The following is a 20,628-nucleotide window of genomic DNA, read 5'->3' as shown; positions in this document are numbered from 1 at the left end:
CGGCGACGTAGCTCAGCTGGTTAGAGCGCACGACTCATAATCGTGAGGTCGAGAGTTCAAGTCTCTCTGTCGCCACCATCCCACACAGCAAAAACCCCCGGTCCAGTGGCCGGGGGTCGTGTTTTGTAGCGGGGTTGTGTAGCTTTTGCCTACCTTATACGGATTCCGCTTAATTCCTGCACAGTCGGGAAAGCGCCGCCTGTGCATCCATATCGCGTAACCCGTATTTTTTCCTACTCGCATCCGCTCTGCTGCGCAGCTTTGCAAGTCGGATTGAATCTGAAACTACCAGATTCAATCGGAATCCGTATTATGCAGCCTGGGCGCCGCCGCTTCGGGCCAGGTGCAGAACATCGGCCTTGCACCACCGGGCTACTGATGAAAAAGAGCGAAAGGTCGGGGCGGAATAAACTTGTCGTGGCCTGATTTTTGCTTCAGGAGCAACAATCAAGCCCCAAGGAGATGATTTCATGCAACGCCGAATGCAACCCTCCCGCACCCAACGAACGGGCCGTGTCCTTCTCAGGGGTCTGGCCCTGGCAGGGCTGGTCACCGCTCTGGCCGCCTGCGCTCCTGCCCTTCAATCGTCCGCCCAGCCGGGCAGCTCCGCCGTTTCGACCCTGCGCCCCGCCGTCAGTGGCGAGCAGCGCTTCCTGACGCTTCCCGGTTTCGGGCGCGTGGGGTACTACGCCGATCCGCGCGGCAGCGGGCGTCCGCTGATTCTGACCCACGCCGTCAACGCTGCGGCCAGCGCCTACGAGGTCCGGCCCCTGTGGAACGCCTACGCCGGTCAGCGTCCGGTCTATGCTCTGGAATGGCCCGGTTTCGGCCAGAGCGACCGTCCCGACGTCACCTATGCCCCCGAGCTGATGACGCAGGCTCTGCTGGCCCTGGTGGCCGAACTGAACACCGAGGTGGACGTGGTGGCCCTGTCGCTCGGCAGCGAGTTTGCCGCCCGCGCCGCCCTGCAGGAGCCGCGCATTCGCAGTCTCGCCCTCATCAGCCCCAGCGGTCTGGGTCAGCCGAGGGGCGGGTCGCAGCAGGCCACCGCCGACGACGGCGGACTGAGCCGCTACCAGCGCCTGCGCCGGGTAGACGACCTGCTCTACGGCACCCTGCGCACGCGCCCCAGCGTCCACTATTTCCTCAGCCGCAGTTTCCGGGGGCCGGTCCCCGGCGAAGTCATCGACTACAGCGTGGACACCAGCCGTCAGCCGGGAGCCAAGTACGCGCCGCTCTATTTCGTGAGTGGGCGCCTCTTTGACAGCGACGGCTACCAGAACCTCTACCGCCCGCTCAAGACCCCGACGCTGGTGCTTTACGACCAGGACGGGTTCGTTTCATTCGACCGCCTGCCGCTGTTCACCCAGCAGCCCGGCATGCAGGCGGTGCGAATCGCCGGAACCGACGGACTGCCGCACTGGGAAAAGCTCCCTGAAGTCAAGGCTGCCCTCGACACCTTCTGGCAAAAGCCTTAAGGCGGATTCCGATTGAATCTGGTAGTTTCAGATTCAATCTGACTTGCAAAGCTGCGCAGCAGAGCGGATGCGAGTAGGAAAAAATACGGGTTACGCGATATGGATGCACAGGCGGTGCCTTCCCAACTGTATAGGCCCGACTGTGCAGGAATGAAGCGGAATCCGTATTACTTCAGGGCCGCCTCCACCGCTGCCTTAGCGTCGAGCATCTTCAGGGTGCCGACCTGCCGGGTACTTGCCAGCAGGCGGGCGCGGACTTCGGCGGCGCTGAGGTCCGGGTTCGCCCCCCACATCAGTGACGCGACGCCGCTGACCAGGGGCGCCGCCTCGCTGGTTCCGGCGCGCAGCACGTAGCTGCCCTGGTCGGTGGCACTCAGGGTCAGCAGGTCGTCGGGACCGGACACCAGGCAGCCCGGCCCGCTGGTGCTCACGCCGTCGCGGGTGCCCGCGTTGCCCCCCGGCGCGACGATGTCGAGCTGGCGTGACCCGCTCGCCGCGCCGGGGCGGGCGCTGTAGCAGGCGAGGTGGTCCTCGCGGCCCAGGGCGCCCACCGCGATCACGGCGGGGTGGCTGGCAGGAAAATAGATGCCGTCGCCACTGGTGTTGCCCGCCGCCGCGACCAGCACCGCCCGCTGCGCCGCCTGCGTGATGGCGCGGTCGAGCACCGGGTCGCTCAGCTTGCCTGGGGCGCCCAGACTCATGTTGATGACCCGCGCCCCCTGCGCCGCCGCGTAGTTCAGGCCGCCCACCAGCGAAACGGTGGAGGCGCCGTCATCCCCCAGCACCTTGACGGGCAACAGGTTGCCGCGCCACAGCACGCCGCTCAGTCCCTCCTGGTTGTCGGTGTTCGCCCCGATCAGGCCCGCGCTGCCGGTGCCGTGCCCGCGCCCCTGCGAACTGCTGGCCGACACTTCCGGCGCCCCCACCGTGAAGCCCCCCCGGTTGTCGAAGGTGCAGCCGGTCAGCAGCCGCCCGGCCAGCTCGGGGTGCTGCCGGTCCGCCCCGGTGTCGAGCACCGCTGTCAGCACCCCGTTTCTGGAGCGCCCCGCCGCGTCCAGCGTCTGCCACGCCTGCGCCGCGCCGATGCGGGTCAGGTAGGTCTGGTGGTAGGCCCGGTCGCCTACCCGCACGCCCCGGTTGCCGGGAAAGCCGGGGTCGCTCGGCGCCAGCGAGAAGTAGCGGTAGTTGGGCTGGGTCTGCAAGCCCGCCTGCGTCAGGCGACGGGCAAAGGCGGCGTCGGCCTCTCCCACCGGGGTCCGGGCCAGCAGCAATCCGTCCGCCACCGCCAGCGTGGACACGCCGCCCAGCGCCGAGGTCGCCTGGGCGCTCAGGCGACGGCCCGTGAGCACCAGCACCTCGCCGGGCACGTGGGGCGTCGCCCAGTTGCCGGGGGGTGCCGCCTCGCCCGTCACAGCCACCGCCGAGAAGCTCAGCGCACCCGCCGGGCGACACTCGCTCGCCTGGGGTAAAGGTCCCGATGTGCCCGGCGTAGAGGCCGGAGCAGACGAGGACGGGTTCGCGCCGCACCCAGTCAGCAGCAGGCCAGTCAGCAGCGAGAGGGGCAACAGACACGCGTTCTTCATTTTTCCCTCATACACTGCCGCGCTGAGGGGGACATGAGTCCCTCCGCTGCCGACAACATGCCGAACTGCCGTAAAAGGCGTCCTGGCACTGAAATTTCGGTATCCGCGTTTGGGGAAATCCGGAGAAAGCCCGCTTTGGCGGCAACTTTTGCCCAGCTGGCCTTAATGTATGCGTCCTAGAGGGCATCTATCCCCCGTTCCCCCCTTCACAGCCGCCATGAGATATGTCATGCTGCTCACCATGACGAAAAAGTCTGCTAAGGCCCCTGCCAAAAAGGCTGCTCCCGCTGCCAAAGCCGCTCCTGCCGCCAAGCGTGGCGCCGCCGACAGCGGCAAGGTCGCCAAGACCCAGCTGGTCGAAATGGTCGCCGACCAGACCGGCCTGACCAAGAAGCAGAGCGAAGAAGCCATCAGCTCCATGCTGGAGTCCGTGGTCAGCGCCCTGCAGAGCGGCAAGAGCGTCGGTCTGCCCGGCCTGGGCACCCTCTCGGTCAAGGAAACCGCCGCCCGCACCGGCGTGCGCCCCGGCACCAGCGAGAAGATCCAGATTCCCGCCGGCAAGAAGGTCGCCTTCAAGGTCGCCAGCACCCTCAAGGGCAACCTCTAAGCGTTTTCCGCTTTCTGCTCCCCCCGTTTGCTCGGGGGGAGTTTTTTTTGCCTGCGGCTATAAAGCGACGGAGCGTCCACCCACGTAGACCTGTCGCACCTTCAGTTCCTCGTCCAGCACCACCACGTCGGCCCGCAGGCCCACGCGCAGCTCGCCCCGGTCGCTCAGGCCCAGCGAACGGGCAGGCGCGAGGCTGAGCATCCGGCTCGCCTCCGCCAGCGGGATGCCCGCCGCCACCGCATTTTTCAGGGCCATGTCCATCGTCAGGACGCTTCCGGCGAGGCTGCCGCTGGCGAGGGTGGCGCGGCCCCCACTCACGGTGACGGGCTGCCCGCCGAGTTCGCTTTCCCCGTCGCCCTGTCCGGCGGCCCGCATCGCGTCGGTAATCAGCATGACGCGTTCCGGCGCGGCGGCGCGGGCGAGCAGGAAGCTCAGGCGGTGCAGGTGGAAGCCGTCGAGAATGACCTCGGCAAAGGCGTGGGGGTCGGTCAGCAGCGCCCCGACGACGCCCGGTTCGCGCCCCTGAATCCCGCCCATCGCGTTGAACAGGTGCGTGCCCGCCGTGCGCCCGCCCGCCACGTGAACGGTCCGCAGGAGCGCCGCCGTGGTTTCGGCGTCCGCCGCCGTGTGCCCGATGCCCACCCGCACGCCCGCACCGGCAAAGGCCAGGGCCGCGTCTGTGGCCCCCTCGATTTCCGGGGCCAGCGTCACCGCCCGAATCACGTTCAGCGCCAGCAGTTCCTGCACCCGCTCCGGCGTCGGCGTGAGCGTGCAGGGCGGCTGTGCCCCCAACCTCTGCGGGCTGATGAACGGCCCTTCCAGATGCGCTCCGGGGATGTCTGCCCCCCCCGGCACGCCGCCCGCGTCCATCACCTCGCGCACGCCGCGCAGCGCCGCGAGCACCCGCTCCCAGGGGTTGGTCATGGTGGTCGGCAGCAGCGTGGTCGTGCCGTGCCGGGCGTGCAGCCGCGCCAGGGTTCGCACCCCTTCCGCCCCGTCCATCGTGTCGCCGCCGCCTCCGCCGTGAACGTGTGTGTCCACGAAACCCGGCACAATCAGCGGGCCGCCCGTCTCCGGCCCTTCCTCCAGCGCGGTGATGTCAGCGCCGAAGTGCAGCGTGCCGGAAACGAGCGAGCCGCCCGGCAACAGCAGGCGGCCACGCAGGGAGGCGGGGGAGACGGGGGAAGTCATGCCCCCAGTGTAGTTACTCCCGAATCTCGGCCCCCGTCTTGCTCCGCAGCTCCTCCAGGGTCACGCCCGGCGCGAGTTCGACCAGTTGCAAGCCGCCCGGCGTCACGTCCAGCACGCCCAGGTCGGTGATGATGCGGTTCACCACCCCTTTGCCCGTCAGCGGCAGGGTGCAGTCCTGCAAAATTTTGTGGCTGTCGCCCTTCGCCACATGCTCCATCAGCACCACCACGCGCTGCACCCCGGCCACCAGGTCCATCGCCCCGCCCATCCCCTTGACCATCTTGCCGGGAATCATCCAGTTGGCGAGGTCGCCCTTCTCGCTTACCTGCATCGCTCCCAGAATGGCGAGATTGACATGCCCGCCACGAATCATGGCGAAGGAGTCAGCACTCGAAAAAAAGCTCGCCCCCGGCAGCGCCGTGACCGTCTGCTTGCCCGCGTTGATGAGGTCGGGGTCTACCTCGTCCTCACGCGGAAAGGGGCCGATGCCCAGCAGTCCGTTTTCGGACTGCAGCCACACACTCATACCTTCCGGGATGTGGTTGGCGACCAGGGTGGGTAGCCCGATGCCGAGGTTGACGTAATAGCCGTCCCGAAGTTCCTGTGCGGCGCGCTGCGCCATTTCATCGCGTGTCCAGGGCATCAGTGCCTCACCGTCCTTTGCTCGATGCGTTTTTCAGGCGTGGCATTGACCACCACACGCTGCACGAAAATACCGGGGGTATCAATTTCGTCGGGGTCGAGTTCACCGATTTCGACCAGTTCTTCGACCTCGGCCACCGTCACCTTGCCGCAGGTCGCCGCCATCGGGTTGAAGTTGCGGGCGGTCTTGCGGTAGATGAGGTTGCCCGCTCTGTCCGCTTTCCACGCTTTGACGAGCGCGACATCGGCCACGATGCCGCGCTCGAGGATGTAGGTTTCGCCGTCGAAGTCCTTGTGTTCCTTGCCTTCAGCCACCAGCGTGCCGACGCCCGTTTTGGTGTAGAAGCCAGGAATGCCCGCGCCGCCCGCCCGCATGCGCTCAGCCAGCGTGCCCTGCGGGGTGAATTCGAGTTCGAGTTCACCGCTGAGGTACTGACGCTCGAATTCCTTGTTTTCGCCGACGTAACTCGAAATCATCTTGCGAATCTGGCGGGTTTCGAGCAGCAGGCCCAATCCCCAGCCGTCTACCCCGGCGTTGTTGGAGACAGCGGTGAGCCCCTTAACGCCGCTGTCTCGCAGCGCCAGGATGAGCTGCTCGGGAATGCCGCACAGCCCGAAGCCCCCCACCGCGACGGTTTGCCCGTCGGCCACGATGTCTTTCAGTGCCTCGGCAGCACTCGCGTATTCCTTGTTCATGGTGAAGGCAGTGTAACGCAAGAGACTAACGGGCGTTTGTTCGCTAAGTGGGCGAGCGAGGGCAGATGGCAGAGAGCGGATGAATGAAAAGAAGGCCACAGGGAACTTTCCAAGTGGCCTCCCCCATGAGCTGCAATGCTCAGAATTGGAGCGACTTGACCTCCATGAACTCTTCCAGGCCCAGCCGCCCGAACTCGCGCCCGTTGCCTGACTGCTTATAGCCGCCGAAAGGGGCCACCGGGTTGAAGGCTCCGCCGTTGATGGACACCTGTCCGGTGCGGATGCGCTTGGCGACACGCACGGCCCGCTCGGGGTCGCTGGCCCACACGCCGCCCGCCAGCCCGTACTCGGTGTCGTTGGCAATGCGGATGGCGTCTTCCTCGTCGTCGTAGGGCTGAATGACCAGCACTGGCCCGAAGATTTCCTCGCGGGCGATGGTCATGTCCGGCGTGACCTCGGAAAAGACGGTGGGGCGCACGAAAAAGCCCTGTTCCAGTCCTTCGGGCGCGTCGGGGCCACCGGCAATCAGCTTGGCTCCCTCTTCCATGCCCTTCTTGATGTATCCGCGCACCCGCTCGCGTTGCACGTCGGACACCAGCGGCCCCAGCGTGGTGCCTGCTTCCAGCGGGTGACCGACTTTGACCTGCGACACCACGCCCTGCACCACCGCTTCGACCTCGGGGAGGCGCGAGCGCGGCACCAGCATCCGCGTGAGGGCCGAGCAGGTCTGGCCCGAGTTGAGATAACAGCCCTGCACGCCGTTCACGATGGCCTGCACCAGCGCGTCCCTGGTGAGGTCGGCATCGTCCAGGATGATGTAGGGGCTTTTGCCGCCCAGTTCCAGCGCCACACGCTTGACGGTGCGGGCCGCCAGCTCGCTGACCCGCCGCCCCGCCGCCGTGGACCCCGTGAACGACACCATATCCACCAGCGGATGCGAGGCCAGCACCTCGCCCACCACTGGCCCGGTCCCCGTGACCAGATTGAAGACGCCCGCCGGAACGCCCGCCTCCTCCATGATTTCCGCCAGCACGTAGGCATTGAGCGGCGCGACCTCGCTGGGCTTGAGCACCACCGTGCAGCCCGCCGCCAGCGCCGGGGCGACCTTGGCGGCAATCTGGTGCAGCGGATAATTCCAGGGGGTAATGGCCGCCACCACGCCCACGGGTTCGCGCAGCAGCACCGAACTGGCGAGGCGTTCCTCGAAGGGGTAGCGGCGAATTTCCTCGGCCATGGAGGCAAACGTGGCGGCGGGCAGGCCCACCTGAATCAGGTTGGCGTGCAGGTAAGGCATCCCGACTTCCTGCGTAATCAGGGTGGCAATCTCGGCCTGCCGCTGGCTCAGGCCCCGGCTGATGCGCTCCAGCAGCGCGGCCCGCTCCTCTGGCGAAGTTTGCGACCAGCCCTCGAAGGCGGCGTGCGCGGCCTGAATGGCTTTTTCGGCGTCGGCGGGCGTTCCGGCAGGCACCTGCCCGATGACCTGCCCGGTGCTGGAATCCACCACGTCCAGCATGTCGTGGTCAGAGGCGTCTACCCACTGACCGCCGATATAGAACCTGTCGTGGCGCAGGGTGGGCTGGGGAGTGGGCTGCTCGGGGGTGGGCTGGGGTGTTGCGGTCATAGGGTGGCTCCTTGGGGGCGCACCAATCGCCAGGAAAGGCGCGGCGGTCGGTGGTCAAAGGGTCGATGAGAGTTGGTCTAGAGCGTTTGACGAAAGAATGATTGCCTTTTCTGACCCTCGCCCCTTGTGGGAGAGGGCCTCGCGGAGCGAGGGGTGAGGGGGCGTCCAGGCCAACTTTATTTATGTCAAATGCTCAAGCCGTTACTGCGCGGCCTGACCAGCCTGAAGCGACTGGCCCGCCGAGGGCACTGCGCCGCCGTCCATGTGGCGAAGAATGCGTTCGGCGGTGCGCGAGGCGAGGGCCATGCACGACACCATCGGGTTCACGCCCGAGCAGGTCGGGAAGGCGCTGGTGTCGCCTATCCACACGCCGGGGGTGTCGTGCAGTTGCCCGTCGGGGTCGGCCACGCTGGTCTGGGGGTCGCGGCCCATGCGTGCCGAACCCATCTGGTGGGCGCTGAAAACGGTCTGTCCGCCCGCGCCCAGCGGGGCCTGTCGGGTGGCCGCGATGAAGGCTTCTAGGTCATCCCCACGTTTCCAGGGAGCCAGCCCCGGCACCAGCGCGATGATTTCCTCGGCCCCCGCCGCCTCGTGCAGCCGGATGGCGGTGGCGACGCCCTGGTGAAAGTTCTCCACGTCCAGCGGGTCGGTCACGGCGTAGGTGTGGACCGCCTGCCCCTGCTCGTCTACCGTCACCTGCCCGTGGCCTCTGTCCTGCACGATGCTCACGAACACGGCCATGCGGTGAAACTTGTCCATCAGCTCGCGGTGTGCGGCCCCGCTGTGCCAGGGCAGCCCGGAAGCAATCAGGCCGGGGCCGTACTGCACGCCTTCGACGATGTAGCCGTGTCCGCCCTCGCGGCTGGCAAACTCCTTGAGAATCCCCGCCTGGGCTGGCCCCCACCACGCCTTCTGGTCTTCGGCATAGATTCCGGCGGCCAGTCCCGCCGGGTGCAGCCGCAGATACTTCCCCGCCGCTGGCCCGCCGAGGCCCGAACGCAGCAGGAGCGCGGGCGTTTCCAGCGCCCCACACGCCACCACCACCTGCGGGGCACGAACGGTGATGGGCCGCGCCTCGCCGTCCACCGTGCAAACGGCGCTGACCCCGGCAGCCCGCCCGCCCTCGACCAGAACGCGCTGCGCCTCGGTGCCCACCAGAATCCTGGCCCCGGCGTCGTGGGCGTCTTGCAGGAAGGTCCGCATGGTGCCCTGCTTGGCCCCGGTCTGGTCACCGAAGCCCGAGTGCCCGGCTTTCTCGGCGTCGTAGCGCTCGGGGTCGAGGTTCAGGGCCGCGCGGACATAGTGGTAGCCCAGCTTCTCTGCGCCTTCTTCCAGCCGCTGGTGGGGGCCGTTGTGGTCGCTGCACGCTTCGCCCACCTTCATGCGTTCCAGCACCGAGTCGATGTGGGCGTCGTAGCTGGGGTCGGCCACGTCGCTCAGGCCGTGTTCGCCTGCCCAGGCGCGGCGAATGTCGTCGCGGGGCCGCACCGAGTTCGACCAGTTGACGGTGGTGCCCCCGCCCAGGTTGCGCCCCGCCACCAGCGTCACGTTGCCGTCGGCGGTGGGGTGGTAGCCGCCCCGGTAGTACAGCGTCTGGTAGGCGGCGAGTTCCTGCCCTTTGAAGTGTGCCTCGTGCGAGTAGCCGCCCGCTTCCAGCACCACCACGCGCTTGCCCGTCTGCGCCAGCCGCGCCGCGATGACGCCGCCGCCTGCGCCAGAGCCGACCACCACGGCGTCGGCTTCCAGCGTTTCGCCCGCCTGGGGGACGTAGGGCGTGATGCCGCCCGGTGTGGTGGGCGCGGGGCTGCCGAACCCAGCGTACTTCAGCCCTTCCCACAGCGGGTTTTTTCCCTGGGCATCAGTCAGCGAGTAGCCGAACATCAGCGTCAGTTGGCGCAGCGCCCCGATGCCCGCCGCCGCTTCGGGCGAGAGGCCGGAAATGGTTCGCAGCAGGCTTTCACGCACCGCCTGCCCCTGCGGCGCGAAACTGAGCAGCGCGAGGGCGTCCAGCAGCGACAGCAGCCCGGCGCGGGTCTGGGGCGGAAGCTGGGTGGCGAGGTACTGTTCCAGCGCGAGGTGAACGCTCAGGTCGGAGGCGGCGAGCTGCCAGAAGGCGTCCTTGCCACGTTCCGGCAATGCGGGCAGAACGGTATCGGCCACGGCTTTGAGGGTGGCCCGCTGGGTGGGGGTCATGTCGGACGGAGAGGCGGCCTGCGTCATGCGGACTCCTTGTGGCGGCGGCAGACCGCCTATAGGGGCGCGTCCGGCGCAACCGAAGAAAAATTGTGGAATGGCGATAATTTAGGAGCCGCTGCTGAACGGGGGCAAGGTAACTGGTTACCACCTTCACCGGAGCAGACTTCGCATAAATTCCTCGGCCACCGCGTCACGGGGCAAAAAAGCGACCATCCAGAGTTCGGGCAGGCCGACCACCTGAAAGCGCAGCACCTCGACCAGACAGGGGCGGGTGCCCAGCAGTTTCAGCGGCAGGCGCATGGTGGGCACCGTATCGGCAGACGGCTCCACGCTGTGCCACAGGCGCGCAAAATCGGGCAGCAGGCGCAGGCGCCCCAGCAACGCCAGGTGCGCCGGGGTCTGCCCCAGGTGCAGGCTGTCGCGCTTGAACTGCGCCAGCATGGCCCGCGCCCAGGCTTCCCAGTCGCTCAGGTGAGCGCGAATCACCGGGTGAAACACGCTTTCCAGCAGCGACACGGCTTCGCCCTGCGGTGCAAGTGGAGCCTGAAGCGCCTCAAAAAAAGCGTGCCCGCCCCGGTTGACGTAGCCCACCAACCAGCGGCTGTCGTGCAGCACCGCCGGAAAGGGGCAGGCGTCCAGCAGTTGCCGGGCCAGCGCGTAAGTATCGTCCGTCTGTCCCAGCCCGCTTGAAGGGTCGTGCAGCGGGACTTCCAGTTCAGGCCAGCCCGCCGCGTCCAGAAAGGCCCGCCGCTGCGGTGCGTCCAGTTGCAGGGCGTTGGCAAGGCTCAGGGCGACCTTGCGCGAGGGGCTGCTCCGGCTCCCCTTTTCCAGTTGACTGATGTAAGGCCGGGTCAGCCGCGCCTGCCGTGCCAGTTCGCCCTGGCTCAGCCCTGCCGCCCGCCGCATCGTCTGAAGCAGGGCGGGAAAGGCGCTCTGTGCCGACTCTCCATCATTCATGGCTGTTCTCCTGATTGTTCCGGGGTCTGTGATCGTTCTGGAGTCTGGCCGAACCCCAGCATACGGGCGACCCGGCAACGTCGTCGGCATCCTCGGCAGACCTCCCCGGCGTCCGTGAAGCCTGCCTCAACTTTCATTTCGTGATGTTCTGCACACTCTTTCCTCTACACTCCCCCCATGCAAATGCAGAGTTTCGGCGCGGCGGGGACCGTCACGGGCAGCATGCACCTGCTCACGCTCGGTGGGCGGCAACTGCTGGTGGACTGCGGGCTATTTCAGGGGGGCGACGAGCTGGAGCGGCGCAACCATGAGGACTTTCCCTTCGACCCGGCGGGGCTCGACGCGGTCCTCCTGACCCACGCGCACCTCGACCACGTGGGGCGGCTGCCGCTGCTGGTGCGGCTGGGCTACCGGGGGCCGGTGTACTGCACGCCGCCCACCGCCGCTCTCGCCGAGACGGTGCTGCTCGACTCGGCCCGCCTGCAGGTGGAGGGCCACCGCCAGGACCTGCGCCGCGCCCGCCGTCAGGGCCGCGAGGACGAGGTGCCGCCGCCCCTGTACGACGAGGAGGACGTGCACCGCACCCTCGCGCTGCTGCGCCCGCACCTGAACTTCGGGGAAACGCTCAAGGTGGCGGGCGTTCGCGTCACCCCCGAGCGGGCCGGGCACATCCTGGGCAGCGCCTACCTGATTCTGGAAGCGCCCGGGGGCCGGTTGCTGATGTCGGGCGACCTCGGCAACCGGGAAAGCGGGCTGCAACTCGACTTCACGCCGCCGCCTGCCGTGGACGCCGTCGTGCTGGAAACGACCTACGCCAACCGCACCCACCGCGACTGGGCGGGCACCCGCGCCGAGTTCGCCCAGGCCCTGCGCGACAGCGTGCGGCAAAACGGCAAGATTCTGATTCCCAGTTTCGCCATCGAGCGGGCGCAGACCATTCTGTACACCCTCAAGGAACTGATGGATTCGGGCGAGGTGCCGCGCATTCCCGTGTTTCTCGATTCACCGATGGCGGCGCGGGCCACCCACGAGTATTTCGAGTACGGCGACGAACTCATTCCCCCGGTGCGTGACGCCCTGCGCGACGGCGAAGACCCTTTTCGCCCCAGCACGCTGCACACCGTGCCCACCAGCGCCGAGTCGCAGCGCCTCAACCGCTACGACGGCCCCGCGATCATCATGGCGGGCAACGGGATGATGACCGGCGGGCGCATCCAGCACCACCTCAAGCACCACCTCTGGAAGCCCTCGACCAACCTCATCATCGTGTCTTACCAGTCTCCGAGCAGCCTCGGCGGACGCATCGTGGCGGGTGCGGATACCGTGCGCCTGATGGGCGAGGACGTGGCGGTCCGTGCCCAGGTCCACACCATCGGCGGCTTTTCCGCCCACGCCGACCAGGACGACCTGCTGGCCTTCCTGAGCACGGCGGGCACCCCCCACGTCTGGCTGGTGCACGGCGAAGTCGGCGTGATGGACGCCTTCCTGCCGGTGCTGGCCGGGCGCGGACTGAAAGGCGACATCGTGCCCGACCGCTCCCCGGTGGACCTGCTCGGCGCGGGCTTCAAAGACGGGCGCCCGCCGGGACTGGTGGTGCCGCCGACGGGCGCAGCGGGGCAGGGCGAGGGCGGCGAGTAGGCCCTCCTTTACTCGCGGGCATGTTCCAGGGCGCTGCGAAGCAGGGTGGTGACGTGCTCGTCGGCCAGGCGGTAATAGACCACCCGGCCCGCCTTGCGAAAGGCGACCAGTCGCCCAGTGCGCAGCAGACGCAACTGGTGACTCACGGCGCTTTCGCTCAGGCCCACGACCGCCGCGAGGTCGCACACGCACAGCTCGGTGGCGCTCAGGGCGCTCAGCAACTTGAGCCGGGTGGGGTCGCCCAGCAGCTTGAGAAAGCTGGTCGCCGCCGCCACGTGCGCCTCGTCCGGCAGGGCCGCCCGCGCCTGGGCCACCGCTTCCGGGTGAACACAGCTGACCTCGCAGAGGTCGCCCGGCACGGCTGCATCCTGACCCACTGCCTTACTCACTGCGGGGCCTCCAGCGCAGCAGGCGCAGGGCGTTGGCGGTCACGAGGGCTGTGGCGCCGGTGTCGGCCAGCACCGCCATCCACAGGTTGGTGTACCCCAGCAGCGTGGTGACGAGAAACAGCGCCTTGAGGCCCAGCGCGAAGGCGACGTTCTGCCGGACATTTGCCAGCGTGTCGCGCGAGAGCTGCACCAGCTCGGCCACCCCCTGCACCTGCCCGCGCAGCAGCGCGGCGTCGGCGGTTTCGAGCGCCACGTCGGTGCCGCTGCCCATGGCGATGCCCACGTCGGCACGGGCGAGGGCCGGGGCGTCGTTGATGCCGTCTCCGACCATCGCCACGCCGCCCTGCACACGCAGTTCTTCGATGACGTGCAGCTTGTCCTCCGGAAGCAGTTCGGCCTGCACGTCCAGGCCCAGGTCGGCGGCGACAGCCTGCCCCGTGCGGGCGTTGTCGCCCGTCAGCATCAGCGGGCGAACACCCAGGCGGCGCAGACCCGCCAGCGCGTCCCGGGCGTCCTCGCGGGGTTCGTCGCGCAGGGCGATCAGCCCCCGGGGGTGTCCGCCGTCGAGCACCACGACCACGGTGCGCCCCTCCGCCTCCAGCGTGGAGATGAGCCGCTGCTGCTCGGTGCTCAGCGGTCCCTGGGCAGCGGCGAACACGGGAGAAGTCACCTGCACGGCGCGGCCTCCAACCTGAGCCGCGACCCCCTGACCCGGCAGGGCGCGGACCTCGCTGGCCACCGGAACGCTCAGCCCGCGCGTCTGCGCCTCAGCCGTGATCGCCTGGGCGAGCGGGTGGCTGCTGCCTGTTTCTACGGCGGCGGCCAGGCGCAGCAGCTCCTGCGGGTCGTCGTGCGGGTCGGCTGGCACAAGGTCGGTGACCTGGGGCCGCCCCTGCGTGAGGGTGCCGGTCTTGTCGAACGCGATGGTCCGCACGCTGCCGATGGCTTCCAGCGCCGCGCCGCCCTTGATGAGCAGGCCCCGGCGCGTGCCCGCGCTGATGCCGGAGGTGATGGCGGCAGGCACACTCAGCACCAGCGCACAGGGGCAGCCGATGAGCAGCAGGGCGATGCCCTTGTACAGCCAGGGAAACCAGGGCTGCCCCAGCAGCAGGGGCGGCAGCGCGGCGGTCAGGGCCGCAGCCGCGACCACGCCGGGCGTGTAGGCGCGTGAAAACCGGTCTATAAAGCGGGCGGTGGGCGCCTTACTGCCCTCGGCCTCCTCGACCAGGTGGATGATGCGGGCGATGGTGTTGTCGGCGGCGGCCCGGTCCACGCGCACGGTCAGCAGGCCGTCGGTGTTGATGCTGCCCGCGTAGACGTGGTCGCCGGGGCCTTTGCCCACCGGCACGCTCTCGCCGGTCACCGGGCTGTCGTCCAGACTCGAATGCCCCGCCGTGATGGTGCCGTCGGCAGGCACGCGGGCGCCGGGGCCGACCTGCACCGTCTGCCCGACCTGCAAGTCGGCGGCAGGCACCTCGCGCACGGCGTCCGGCTCGACCAGCAGCGCGGTTTTGGGGGTCAGGGCGGCCAGCGACTCGATTCCGGCCCGCGCCCGGCCCGCCGCCACGCCTTCGAGCAGCTCGCCCACCGCGAACAGAAAGACGACCACCGCGCCCTCGGCGGCTTCCCCGATGGCGACGGCCCCCACTGCCGCCAGGGTCACGAGCAGGTTGATGCTGAAAGGGTCCCCCAGACGCAGGCTCGCCCACGCCTTTTTCGCCAGCGGCCACACGCCAATCAATGCCGCCGCCGTAAACCCCCACGGCGCCCACTGGGGCACGGTCAACCCCAGGACCCACGCCAGCGCCAGCAGAACGCCGGTGCCGACCACCAGTTGGCCCTGCCCGGTGCGGTACCAGGGCTTCCCCCGGTCGGCGGGGCCGTGAACATGGTCCGCGTGCTGGCGTGTCTGGTGGGAGTGTTCGGTGTGGGAGCTGTCTGACGCGGCGACCGGGGCGCCCGGCTGGGGCAGCAGGGTCGGGCCGTAGCCCAGGCTGCGCAGGTTCTTTTCCAGCGCGGCGCGGGAAGTCTGCGCCTCGTCGAGGGCCAGGGACAGGGTTTGCCGGGCGAAACTGGTCCTGACCTCGCCTGTCCCGGGCAGGGTGCCCACCATCTTTTCGACCCGCGCCACGCAACTGGCGCAGTCCATGCCCTCCACGAAATAACTGAGTCGGGTGCCAGGAGCTTGCATACCTCAGTATATCTGAACAGTTCTTCAGATATCGAGGAATAAGAGTGGGCCGTCGGGTCGGTCCCGGAGGTGCCCAGAGTGGCTGTAGTTCTCTGTGCTCTATCCTCATCCCTGCCTCAAATTCAATCCTCCTGAAACAACCGGAACCGGACGCAACTGGACGAGACAGAAAAGGACCATGCCCGTGCTGGAACATGGTTTTCTCTTTTGGCCTTCCGGCCGTTCCAGCTGGTGGTGAAATCTGGGGAACGATTTCATCGGGAGCAATGAGGGCACGGGGGACATTGAAGTCTGGGTTGGTGCTGTCGAAGATGTTCCTGGGGCGCAGCCGCTTGACCACATAACCATCACCGGCGAGGCGGGAAGATGCGGATGCGGGTCGCCACTGGGCGCGCAATACGGATTCCGATTGAATCCAGCAGATTTCTGGATTCAATCCGACTGAAAGGAGTAGGAAAAGATACGGATTTCGCGATATGGATGCACAGGCGGTGTAGTTCCGACTGTGCAGGAATTTAGCGGAATCCGTATAACAGCCGCGCCCATGCCCACTTCTGCCCAATCGCTTACCTGGGTCAGAATCTCAGTGAATGTCGGCGGGTTCCGGTGCGTGACTGGCGACTTCGGCGGTACTGGAAGGGTGGGTTCTGCTCGTCCCGATGATGTTGAACAGGATGTTCAGGGCAATGGCGCTGAGGCTGGCCGCCGTGATGCCGCTGCTTCGCCACCGGCGTGGCGGCGAATATCATGGACAGCATGATGGCCAACGGTGACGGCGAGCTGGACCACAGCGGCATGGCGAAGTTCTACGCCGAACTGGCGGGACTGGAGTAAAGGACGTGGACTTGCGGACGCTGCTGGAAGGAACCTACCGCGCGGCCCTGGCAGCCGTCAGCCCCGAGGTGCTGCTGAAGGGGCACTGGAAAGGTGACAGGCCGGATTTCATCCTGGCCTTCGGAAAGGCGGCGCTGCCGATGGCCCGCGCGGCCCTGAAAGCGTACCCCGGCGTGCCGACCCTGATCGTCCCGCCCGCCGGAACCGCCGACCTGAGTGCCCCGCCGGACGCCAGCGTGATGCCCGGTTCGCACCCCGTTCCGGACGAACGCAGCGTGGCGGCGGCAGCGGCGGCCCTGAGGCGCCTCGCTGCGCTGAAGGAAGGTCAGCAAGCCCTGGTGCTGGTCTCCGGCGGCGGCAGCGCTCTGCTGGCCGCGCCGCACGGCGTGACGTTGGCGCAGAAACAGGAACTCACCAGGGAGCTGCTGCGGGCCGGGGCGGACATCTCGGAAATCAACACGGTCAGGCGCCACCTTTCCCGCACCAAGGGCGGCCAGTTGGCGCAGGCCACGCGGGCCAGGGTGCGGGCGCTGCTGCTCTCGGACGTGGTGGGGGACGACATGAGCGTGATTGCCAGCGGCCCCACCGTGCCGGACGTCACGACCTTCGCGGACGCGCTGGCGGTGCTGGAACGCTATGGCCTCGCCGCGCCCGAAGCCCGCGCCCACTTCGCCTCCGGGACGCTGGACACGCCGGACGCATTGCCGAACGTCACCAATACCGTCGTGGGCAGCAACCGCCTGCTGCTGGAGGCCGCACAGAAGCACCTGGCGAATCAGGGCGTGGGATCGCTGATTCTGGGCGACACCTTCGAAGGCGAGGCGCGGGAACTGGCGCGGTTTAACGCCTCGGTGGTGCGGAGTGTGCAGGCGTACGGTTCGCCCGCCCGCGCGCCCGTGGTGCTGCTGTCCGGCGGCGAGGCGACTGTCACGCTGCGCGGGGAAGGGGTGGGTGGACGCAACCAGGAGTTCGCGCTGGCCCTGGCCCTGTCTCTGGGAAGGCACGGCATTTACGCCCTGTCCGCCGGGTCGGACGGGGTGGACGGCAGCAGCGAGGCGGCGGGGGCTTTTGTGACCCCGGACACCCTGGAACGGGCGCGGGGGCTGGGCCTGGACGCGCGGGCCTTGCTGAACCGCAACGACTCCGGCCGTTTTTTTGCGCGGCTGGGCGACGCGCTGGTGACGGGGCCGAGCGGGCACAACCTGAACGATTTCCGGGCGCTGGCGATTGGCTGGTGAATGTCCCCGAAGAAGCGACGGACCACCCCGATAGGCTTCTATAGAGCATTTGACAAAAAGACGCAACGTCTTTTTGGCGAGCGGACTGGGACAGCTCGAAGAGAGCGAGTGCAAAACACGGAGCAGGGCGGAGAATGGAGTGATGCGGGGTGCCGTTCCGCGCATCACGTAATTCGGAGAACTGCTCTAGAATGAATTCAATTGTCGTACGATAAAAAACAAGACTGGAAGTTGATCGCCCGGCCCTCCCCGAACTTCCCCGCTCAAGGAGTACCCCTATGACTGAACTGAAGTTGCCCGCCGGAATGACCATTACTACGCCCGTTAGGTCCGAGTACGCCGAGATTCTGACGCCTGAAGCCCTCGCGTTCGTGGCCGAGCTGCACCGCCGTTTCGAAGCCCGCCGCCGCGAACTGATGGAAAGCGGCATGGGGTCGAGTTGAAGGACGGGCGCGTGCTCGACCAGAAGCTGTTCGACGCACTGTTCGAGGACGAGTCCGCCAAACTCGGCCCCGATTACGCCGACGCCGCCAGACTGTTCAAGCGCACCGCCACCGAAAGCCCCCTGATGGATTTCCTGACCCTGCCCGGTTACGAGCAGCTAGGCTGAGCATGGAAAAAACCCATGACGACTGACCCACCCAGACAGAAGACCGGCCGCGCCCGCAGCGGCGACACGGGCAGTGTGCGAACGCTGGAACGCGGCCTGAGCGTCCTGACGGCCCTCGCCGAGTTCGGTGAGGCCACCCTGACCCAGGTCGCCAAGAAGGTGGGCTTATCGGCCAGCACCACCTACCGCCTGCTGGAAACGTTGCGTCAGCAGGGCTACGTGGAGTGGGAGGAACGCAGCGGCCTCTTCAGCGTGGGCCTGCGGGCTTACCAGGTGGGCGCGGCCTTCAGCGTGCGCAACACCCTGCTCGGCGCCGCACAAAGCGAGATGCAGGCCCTGGTGGACGACCTGAACGAGACCGCCAACCTCGCGGTGCGCCGCGCCGGGGAAGCCGTGTACGTGCATCAGGTAGAAGCTCGCCAGATGATGCGGATGTTCACTCACATCGGCGCGGTCGCCCCGCTGCACTGCTCGGGCGTGGGCAAGGTCCTGACCGCCTGGCTGCCGGGCATCGAAGTGCGCCACCTGGTCGGGCCGGGGCCGTATCCCGCCTACACGCCGAATTCCATCACCACCCTCCCGGCCCTGACGCGCGAACTGGACGCCGTGCGCGCCCAGGGGTACGCGCTGGACGACGAGGAACGCGAACTGGGCGTGCGCTGCCTCGCCACACCCATCCGGGACGCCCGGGGGGACATCGTGGCGTCCTTGAGCATCTCGGCTCCTACCTCACGCTTTCCCAAGAAGAACATTCCAGAGACCCTGGAACGTGTCCGGGCCGCCTCGAACCAGATTTCCGCCCGGCTGGGCTGGCGGCCCTGACTCCCTCGCCTTTTCAACATGACCCGAATGCGGCGGCCGTGAACGCTGCCGCCCTGGGGGAACTTTTTCATGACACCCTCCCCCCTGAACCCGCCCCCGGCCACGCTTTCCCTGCTGCGTGAACTGCACGGCGCGCTGCGCCCGGCCTGGGCGGCCCTGCCCGGCCAGACCAGCGCTGGCCCCGTGCCGGAGTACCGGGCCGCCCCCGTACCGGAAAACCTGCGCGGGGACGCGGACGCGGTCGTCATCGACTTCGACGACACCTTCGCGCCCACGCACCGCAATCTGCAGGCCGCCTACGACGCTCTCACGGAGATTAGAGCATTTGACAAAAAGACGCAACGTCTTTTTGGCGAGCGGAGCGAGTGCAAAACACGGAGCAGGGCGGAGAATGGAGTGATGCGGGGTGCCGTTCCGCGCATCACGTAATTCGGAGAACTGCTCTAGGACATCCGAAAACCAAAAGGCGCTGCTGATCCGCCCACGTGCTCTGTACGCGCTGGAGCCGCACCTGGACTTCGGTGGACCCGCCGTCGCCTCGCTGTGCGACCTGGGGGTGGCCCTGTCCGCACTGAAAGACAATCCGCCGCATATCTATGTTCCCAAGCTGGAAACCGTGCGGGAGGCGCAGTTCTGGGAGGAGGCGCTGACCCTCGCCGAGCGTCACCTGGGCCTGACGCACGGCAGCGTCCGGGTGTGCCTCCAGATCGAGACCTTCAGCGGGCTGATGAACGCCGACGCGCTGCTGCACGCCCTGCACGCCCGGGCGTACGGGCTGAATGCCGGGCGCTGGGATTACGTGTTCAGCCTGATCAAACACCTGGGAAGCACGAGGAGTGTTCCTGTTCCCCCCCGGCGTGAACTCGGCATGGATGTGGACGCCATGCTGGCCCCCCCGGCATCTACTGGGGCAATGAGCGCGAAAACCCCGGGTACGAATTCGAGGGAGACGATCACCTGATCGCCCGCAAGCTGCTGCCGGACGAGGCCCCTTTCGATTTCATGGTCAGCACCATGAGTTTTGCGCCGGGGGCGACCCTGCCCAACACCGAGATCCACTCCATGGAGCACGGCCTGCTGATGCTGGAAGGCGAGGGCCTGTACAAGCTTCAGGACGCCTATTACCCCGTGACCGCCGGAGACGTGATCTGGATGGGCGCCCACTGCCCGCAGTGCTGCGGCGCTCTCGGCAGAACGTGGAGCAAATACCTGCTGTACAAGGACATGAACCGTCACCCGCTGGGTGGCTGACCGTCTGTGCCCCTCAGAATGGACTTCCGGCTGAGTTGGCGGAAGTCCATTTTCCTGTTCTGGATTTCCAGCCCCTGAAAACTGATTGCGTCTGTTGACGACGAGTTGACTTATACGGATTCCGATTGAATCTGGTAGTTTCAGATTCAATCCGACTTGCAAAGCTGCGCAGCAGAGCGGATGCGAGTAGGAAAAAATACGGATTCCGCGATATGGATGCACAGGCGGCGCTTTCCCGACTGTGCAGGAATGAAGCGGAATCCGTATTATGTGTACGCTCTGAAGTGCAGCACAACCTCAACCCAGTGGCCCCGTATACTGCACCAAACACAACCAGGCTGTCGTTCTGCATGGATAACCGGCGGCCCGCCCAGCTCCTCAGTTCCCGGCGTGAACCATGCATTTCTTCCCGAAAGGGCAGAAGTGTGTGAACGCCGGAAAACTGTTTTGGCAACACTGGGAGGGAACGATGGACAGGCTGAAGGTGAACATCAACGGCGTGCGACGCGAGGTGACCGGGACAAAGCCGCACACCACCCTGCTGAACTGGCTGCGCGAACAGGGGCTTACGGGGTGCAAGGAAGGGTGCGCCGAGGGCGAATGCGGGTACTCCACGCCGGGGTTCGTGGTGAGCATGGACGCCGCCCACGCCCTGGGCACCCCGGCGGAGAGTGACCCGTTCGC

The 20,628-nt window shown here is 67.2% G+C and carries 18 protein-coding genes, 1 tRNA gene and 2 pseudogenes; 12 read left to right on the top strand and 9 right to left on the bottom strand.

Translation table 11 applies throughout. From position 1 onward, the window contains the following. Position 1 precedes the first annotated feature (1 nt). Positions 2 to 78 (top strand) — tRNA-Met (locus tag G6R31_RS14695). 392 nt (positions 79 to 470) lie between these two features. Beyond that, a complete protein-coding gene (locus G6R31_RS14690) occupies positions 471 to 1,478 on the top strand; it encodes an alpha/beta fold hydrolase (RefSeq protein WP_152423525.1) in 1,008 nt (335 codons plus the stop codon). A gap of 167 nt (positions 1,479 to 1,645) precedes the next feature. Here G6R31_RS14690 and G6R31_RS14685 read toward each other — a convergent pair whose 3' ends face one another. Next, a complete protein-coding gene (locus G6R31_RS14685; protein ID WP_081608212.1) occupies positions 1,646 to 3,061 on the bottom strand; it encodes a S8 family peptidase in 1,416 nt (471 codons plus the stop codon). 229 nt (positions 3,062 to 3,290) lie between these two features. Between G6R31_RS14685 and G6R31_RS14680 the strand changes: the two genes are divergently transcribed. Further along, positions 3,291 to 3,668, top strand: a complete 378-nt coding sequence (locus tag G6R31_RS14680; protein WP_017869773.1) for an HU family DNA-binding protein — start codon at positions 3,291 to 3,293, stop codon at positions 3,666 to 3,668. A gap of 57 nt (positions 3,669 to 3,725) precedes the next feature. On the opposite strand, the gene nagA is transcribed toward G6R31_RS14680, so the two are convergent. The 6 genes from nagA to G6R31_RS14650 all read right to left on the bottom strand — a co-directional run bounded on the left by nagA (position 3,726) and on the right by G6R31_RS14650 (position 10,971). Continuing rightward, on the bottom strand, positions 3,726 to 4,859 hold the full coding sequence (nagA, locus tag G6R31_RS14675; RefSeq protein ID WP_017869772.1) for an N-acetylglucosamine-6-phosphate deacetylase: 1,134 nt from the start codon (positions 4,857 to 4,859) through the stop codon (positions 3,726 to 3,728). Between the two features lie 13 nt (positions 4,860 to 4,872). Beyond that, positions 4,873 to 5,502 (bottom strand): CoA transferase subunit B, encoded by a 630-nt coding sequence (locus G6R31_RS14670; protein WP_025566703.1) that lies wholly within the window; start codon positions 5,500 to 5,502, stop codon positions 4,873 to 4,875. Then, positions 5,502 to 6,197: a CoA transferase subunit A gene (locus G6R31_RS14665; RefSeq protein WP_017869770.1), complete on the bottom strand. Its 696-nt coding sequence runs from the start codon at positions 6,195 to 6,197 to the stop codon at positions 5,502 to 5,504. The genes G6R31_RS14670 and G6R31_RS14665 overlap by 1 nt, the downstream gene beginning before the upstream one ends. A 139-nt stretch (positions 6,198 to 6,336) precedes the next feature. Continuing rightward, a complete protein-coding gene (locus tag G6R31_RS14660; RefSeq protein ID WP_017869769.1) occupies positions 6,337 to 7,818 on the bottom strand; it encodes an aldehyde dehydrogenase family protein in 1,482 nt (493 codons plus the stop codon). Between the two features lie 201 nt (positions 7,819 to 8,019). Beyond that, positions 8,020 to 10,038 carry an FAD-dependent oxidoreductase gene (locus tag G6R31_RS14655; RefSeq protein WP_017869768.1) on the bottom strand — a complete coding sequence of 673 codons (2,019 nt, stop codon included), beginning with the start codon at positions 10,036 to 10,038 and terminating at the stop codon, positions 8,020 to 8,022. Between the two features lie 126 nt (positions 10,039 to 10,164). After that, positions 10,165 to 10,971 carry a helix-turn-helix domain-containing protein gene (locus G6R31_RS14650; protein ID WP_017869767.1) on the bottom strand — a complete coding sequence of 269 codons (807 nt, stop codon included), beginning with the start codon at positions 10,969 to 10,971 and terminating at the stop codon, positions 10,165 to 10,167. Between the two features lie 177 nt (positions 10,972 to 11,148). On the opposite strand from G6R31_RS14650, the gene G6R31_RS14645 reads away from it, so the two are divergent. Beyond that, positions 11,149 to 12,609, top strand: a complete 1,461-nt coding sequence (locus G6R31_RS14645) for an MBL fold metallo-hydrolase RNA specificity domain-containing protein (protein ID WP_025566699.1) — start codon at positions 11,149 to 11,151, stop codon at positions 12,607 to 12,609. Positions 12,610 to 12,617: 8 nt separating this feature from the next. On the opposite strand, the gene G6R31_RS14640 is transcribed toward G6R31_RS14645, so the two are convergent. Both G6R31_RS14640 and G6R31_RS14635 read right to left on the bottom strand, forming a co-directional pair. Further along, positions 12,618 to 12,998: an ArsR/SmtB family transcription factor gene (locus G6R31_RS14640; protein ID WP_229659270.1), complete on the bottom strand. Its 381-nt coding sequence runs from the start codon at positions 12,996 to 12,998 to the stop codon at positions 12,618 to 12,620. Next, positions 12,991 to 15,189 carry a heavy metal translocating P-type ATPase gene (locus G6R31_RS14635; RefSeq protein WP_025566697.1) on the bottom strand — a complete coding sequence of 733 codons (2,199 nt, stop codon included), beginning with the start codon at positions 15,187 to 15,189 and terminating at the stop codon, positions 12,991 to 12,993. Before G6R31_RS14635 ends, G6R31_RS14640 begins: the two co-directional genes overlap by 8 nt. Before the next feature lie 845 nt (positions 15,190 to 16,034). Between G6R31_RS14635 and G6R31_RS14630 the strand changes: the two genes are divergently transcribed. The 8 genes and pseudogenes from G6R31_RS14630 to G6R31_RS14595 form a co-directional block, all read left to right on the top strand. Next, entirely contained in the window at positions 16,035 to 17,261 is a 1,227-nt protein-coding gene (locus G6R31_RS14630; RefSeq protein WP_017869763.1) for a glycerate kinase type-2 family protein, read from the top strand. A gap of 278 nt (positions 17,262 to 17,539) precedes the next feature. Then, a pseudogene (locus tag G6R31_RS14625) lies at positions 17,540 to 17,680 on the top strand (hypothetical protein); the annotation flags it as partial. A gap of 35 nt (positions 17,681 to 17,715) precedes the next feature. After that, positions 17,716 to 17,871 carry a hypothetical protein gene (locus G6R31_RS14620; RefSeq protein WP_241846627.1) on the top strand — a complete coding sequence of 52 codons (156 nt, stop codon included), beginning with the start codon at positions 17,716 to 17,718 and terminating at the stop codon, positions 17,869 to 17,871. A gap of 15 nt (positions 17,872 to 17,886) precedes the next feature. After that, positions 17,887 to 18,693, top strand: a complete 807-nt coding sequence (locus tag G6R31_RS14615) for an IclR family transcriptional regulator (protein ID WP_017869760.1) — start codon at positions 17,887 to 17,889, stop codon at positions 18,691 to 18,693. Between the two features lie 69 nt (positions 18,694 to 18,762). Further along, on the top strand, positions 18,763 to 19,122 hold the full coding sequence (locus G6R31_RS16795; RefSeq protein ID WP_017869759.1) for a hypothetical protein: 360 nt from the start codon (positions 18,763 to 18,765) through the stop codon (positions 19,120 to 19,122). After that, positions 19,100 to 19,654, top strand: a complete 555-nt coding sequence (locus G6R31_RS14605; RefSeq protein ID WP_017869758.1) for an aldolase/citrate lyase family protein — start codon at positions 19,100 to 19,102, stop codon at positions 19,652 to 19,654. Before G6R31_RS16795 ends, G6R31_RS14605 begins: the two co-directional genes overlap by 23 nt. Before the next feature lie 41 nt (positions 19,655 to 19,695). After that, entirely contained in the window at positions 19,696 to 19,944 is a 249-nt protein-coding gene (locus G6R31_RS14600) for a cupin domain-containing protein (RefSeq protein ID WP_017869757.1), read from the top strand. A gap of 469 nt (positions 19,945 to 20,413) precedes the next feature. After that, a pseudogene (locus tag G6R31_RS14595) lies at positions 20,414 to 20,551 on the top strand (2Fe-2S iron-sulfur cluster-binding protein); the annotation flags it as partial. Positions 20,552 to 20,628 lie beyond the last annotated feature (77 nt).

The organism is Deinococcus wulumuqiensis R12 (genome assembly GCF_011067105.1).
Classification (GTDB): domain Bacteria; phylum Deinococcota; class Deinococci; order Deinococcales; family Deinococcaceae; genus Deinococcus; species Deinococcus wulumuqiensis.
The sequence above is the reverse complement of the archived record's forward strand: the minus strand, read 5'-3'. Positions and strand labels throughout refer to the sequence as shown.